Source organism: Bacillota bacterium (assembly GCA_040754675.1).
GTDB lineage: Bacteria > Bacillota > Limnochordia > Limnochordales > Geochordaceae > Geochorda.
Genome location: JBFMCJ010000416.1, coordinates 1 through 3,659 on the forward strand (window position 1 = coordinate 1; position 3,659 = coordinate 3,659).

General features: G+C 68.3%; 2 protein-coding genes. One reads left to right on the forward strand and one right to left on the reverse strand.

The window, feature by feature from the left end; translation table 11 throughout:
• The first annotated feature begins 74 nt into the window (after nucleotides 1-74).
• Nucleotides 75-2,486, forward strand: coding sequence for a 5-methyltetrahydropteroyltriglutamate--homocysteine S-methyltransferase (gene metE / locus AB1609_18095; GenBank protein MEW6048358.1), 2,412 nt, complete (start codon nucleotides 75-77; stop codon nucleotides 2,484-2,486).
• 1,033 nt (nucleotides 2,487-3,519) lie between these two features.
• Here metE and AB1609_18100 read toward each other — a convergent pair.
• Nucleotides 3,520-3,659, reverse strand: a 140-nt coding sequence (locus AB1609_18100) for a family 1 glycosylhydrolase (protein ID MEW6048359.1), incomplete at its 5' end; no start/stop codon positions are given.

The window sequence follows — 3,659 nt, forward strand, 5'->3', positions numbered from 1 at the left end:
TTTGAGGAAGGAGCGCCGGCGTAAGCAGGGCGCAGGCAGCACGGCCGGCGGGCCGACGGGAGGGTGACGGCAGCATGGCACTGGCAACCAACCTGGGGTTCCCCCGCATCGGGGCGAACCGGGAGCTGAAGCGGGCCACCGAGGCCTACTGGCAGGGGGACATCGACGAAGCTGCGCTGCTTGCGACAGGCGCCGAACTCCGGCGCCGCCACTGGATGATGCAGCGGGAGGCGGGCATCGAGGTCATCCCGTCCAACGACTTTTCGTTTTACGACCACGTGCTGGACGCGGCCTGCCTTGTGGGGGCGGTGCCGGAGCGGTTCGGCTGGCAGGGCGGGCCGGTGCCGCTGCGCACGTACTTCGCCATGGCGCGGGGTTCGCAAGGCGGCGACGGCGCCGGCGCCGGGCAAAGCGCAGGACCTGGCCGGGGCGCGCAGGATGATGGCCAGAGCGGCATCCGGGCGATGGAGATGACCAAGTGGTTCGACACCAACTACCACTACATCGTCCCGGAGCTGTGGCCCGGCCAGCGCTTCACGCTCGCGTCCCGCAAGCCGGTGGAGGAGTTTCGGGAGGCCCAGGCGCTGGGGGTTGCGACCCGCCCGGTACTGGTGGGGCCGGTGAGCTTCCTGCTGCTGGGCAAGGCCCGGCAGCCGGGCTTCGACCGCCTCTCCCTGCTCGACCGCCTGCTGCCCGTCTACCAGGAGCTTCTCGGGCAACTGCGCGCTGCCGGCGCCCGGTGGGTGCAGATGGACGAGCCGTATCTCGCGCTCGACCTTGGGGACGCCGAACGGGCCGCGCTGCGGCGGGCGTACGCGGCGCTGGCCGAGGCGGCCGGGCGCCAGGACGGCGCCGACCCGGGGGCGCTTGGCATCCTGGTGGCCACCTACTTCGAGGGGCTGCGGGATAACCTCGAGACGGCGCTGCAGTTGCCGGCGGCGGGCCTGCACCTCGACCTGGTGCGGGCGCCTGACCAGATGGAGCAGGTCCTGCAGGCCGGCGTACCGGGCCACCTGTCGCTTTCGCTCGGCGTCGTGGACGGGCGCAACGTGTGGCGAACCCACCTCCCCTCGGCTCTCTCCCTGCTGGAGCGGGCGCGGCGGGCGCTGGGCGCCGAACGCCTCATGGTGGCCCCGTCTTGCTCGCTCATCCACGTGCCCATCGATGTGGAACGGGAGAAGGCCCTCGACCCTGAGGTAAAGGGGTGGCTGGCGTTTGCCCGCCAGAAGCTGGAGGAGGTCGCCCTGCTGGCGCGGGCGGTCAACGAGGGCCGGGAGGCGCTGCGGGAGGCGCTCGAGGCGAGCGAACGGCTGGCCGAGCAGCGCCGGCGCTCGCCCCGGCGCACCAAGCTGGCGGTTCAGCGGCGACTTGCGGAGCTGCAGCCCGAGCAGGCACGGCGGGCGGCGCCCCACGCCGAACGGCGGAAAGTTCAGCAACAACACCTCGAGCTGCCGGCCTTTCCCACCACGACCATCGGGTCGTTCCCCCAGACCCGGGAGCTGCGCCAGCTTCGCGCTCGCTGGCGGCGGGGCGAGATCTCGCAGGAGGCCTACGAGGAGGGGATTCGCCGCGAGATCGAGCGGGTGGTGCGGCTGCAGGAGCAGATCGGCCTGGACGTGCTGGTTCACGGCGAGCCCGAGCGCAGCGACATGGTCGAGTACTTCGCCCAGCAGATGGACGGGTTCGCGTTCACCGATCACGGGTGGGTGCAGAGCTACGGCACCCGCTACGTCAAGCCGCCCATCATTTACGGCGACGTCGCCCGGCCCGGACCGATGACGGTCAGGTGGATCACGTACGCCCAGTCGCTGACGAGCCGCCCCGTCAAGGGCATGCTGACCGGGCCGGTGACCATCCTGCAGTGGTCGTTCGTGCGGGATGACCAACCCCGGGACGAGACCTGCCGGCAGCTGGCGCTCGCCATCCGGGACGAGGTGCAGGACCTGGAGGCGGCGGGGATCCGCGTCATCCAGATCGACGAGCCGGCGTTCCGGGAGGGGCTGCCGCTGCGGCGGGCCGGCTGGGGACGCTACCTGGAGTGGGCGGGGGAGTGCTTCCGGCTGGCGACGAGCGGCGTGCGCAACGAAACGCAGATTCACACGCACATGTGCTACTCGGAGTTCAACGACATCATCGAGGCCATTGCGGCGCTGGATGCGGACGTCATCTCCATCGAGGCGAGCCGCTCCGGGATGGAGATCCTGGAGGCGTTCCGGCGCTTCCGGTACCCCAACCAGGTGGGGCCGGGAGTCTACGACATCCACTCGCCGCGGGTGCCGCCGGCCGAGGAAATGGTGGAGCTGCTGCGGCGGGCTGCGGCGGTGGTCGAGCCGGGCAAGCTCTGGGTCAACCCCGACTGCGGGCTCAAGACCCGGCAGTATGACGAGGTCGTGCCCGCCCTGCGCAACCTGGTGGCAGCGGCGAAGCAGGTGCGGGAGGCGGCGGGCCAAGCGGGTCAGGCAGGCCAGACGGGCCGGGAGGGCTGAAGAGAGGTCACCCCCCGCGCCGTAGGCCTGGCTTCGACGTCCATCGAAATGAGCGGGGGCGCCCTGCGGCTGCTCTGCGTGTCTGGCGGTCGGTTTTCGACGTTCGTCAAGAGACTCAAAGCACAGCCGGGAAGACCCAAAGGGCGCGGTACAGAGACGCCGTCACGTAATAGGCAGGAATTGGGGGAGGCAGCGGCGGAGGACTCACCTCGAACACGGGCTGCGCCTCCGGGCCGACAGAGCGCGCCGGAGCGAGAACGTGACGCGCCTCTCCTTTTCATCTTCATAATATCTGCCCTCGAGAACCGGTGTTGAGGGCACAAAGCTGCTGGCCCCCCACGCTTACCGTCCTGGCCAGTCGGCTCGCCCTCAGAAACGTCTTCGACCAGCACCGGGTAGGACCGCCGCGGGAACAACTGGAGGCGAAGCTCGCGAATCCGATTATCACGGTACCCAGCGGCAAGCCGAATTGGGTCTTTCGTGTCGAGGTTGTAGAACAGGTCGTACCAAGGCACGTGAGTGACTGTGGTCCCCACGAAGCGTACAAGGACTATGCCGCGAAAGCTGTCCACCTTCATGACCGAGTCGAGGTTCGTTGCCGCCGAATGCACGAAAAACGCTTCGAGCAGCGCGGTCTTACCCGAGTTGTTGCGACCTGCTATCAGATTGATTCGGGCCAGCTCGTTGACCCGGAGATGGTCGAAACATCGGAATTTCTCGACCTCAAACCATCTGTACATCGACAAGGCTCCTCAACATCAAGCATCCCGCCAACGTGCCGCCTTCGCTTTCCAGGATAACCGGCACGCCCTATGGCGTCCAGCGCACAAGATAGCCAGGTAGCCGCAACGCCGCGGGTAGTTGCCCCCTTCGAGTCGGGCTTCTCGAACCCATCCAGTCGCCGCCGGGTTTGGGGGTGTGCCCGCTCCGTTGCATTGGCCATATCACAGCGCAGCTCGCCCGGTAACCGAAGCGTGCGCAACTTCCCGGCGTTCTTAGCGGGCGCCATCCTGACACGGTTCCGTGAGGTCGGCTACTCGCCAGTCTCTAGGCCGTTTTGCGCGATGACCCGAGCGTACCACCGGCCGCTCTTCTTGATGGTGCGCTCCTGGGTCTCGAAGTCGACCCGCACGATGCCGAAGCGCTTGCTGTACCCCAGGGCCCACTCGAAGT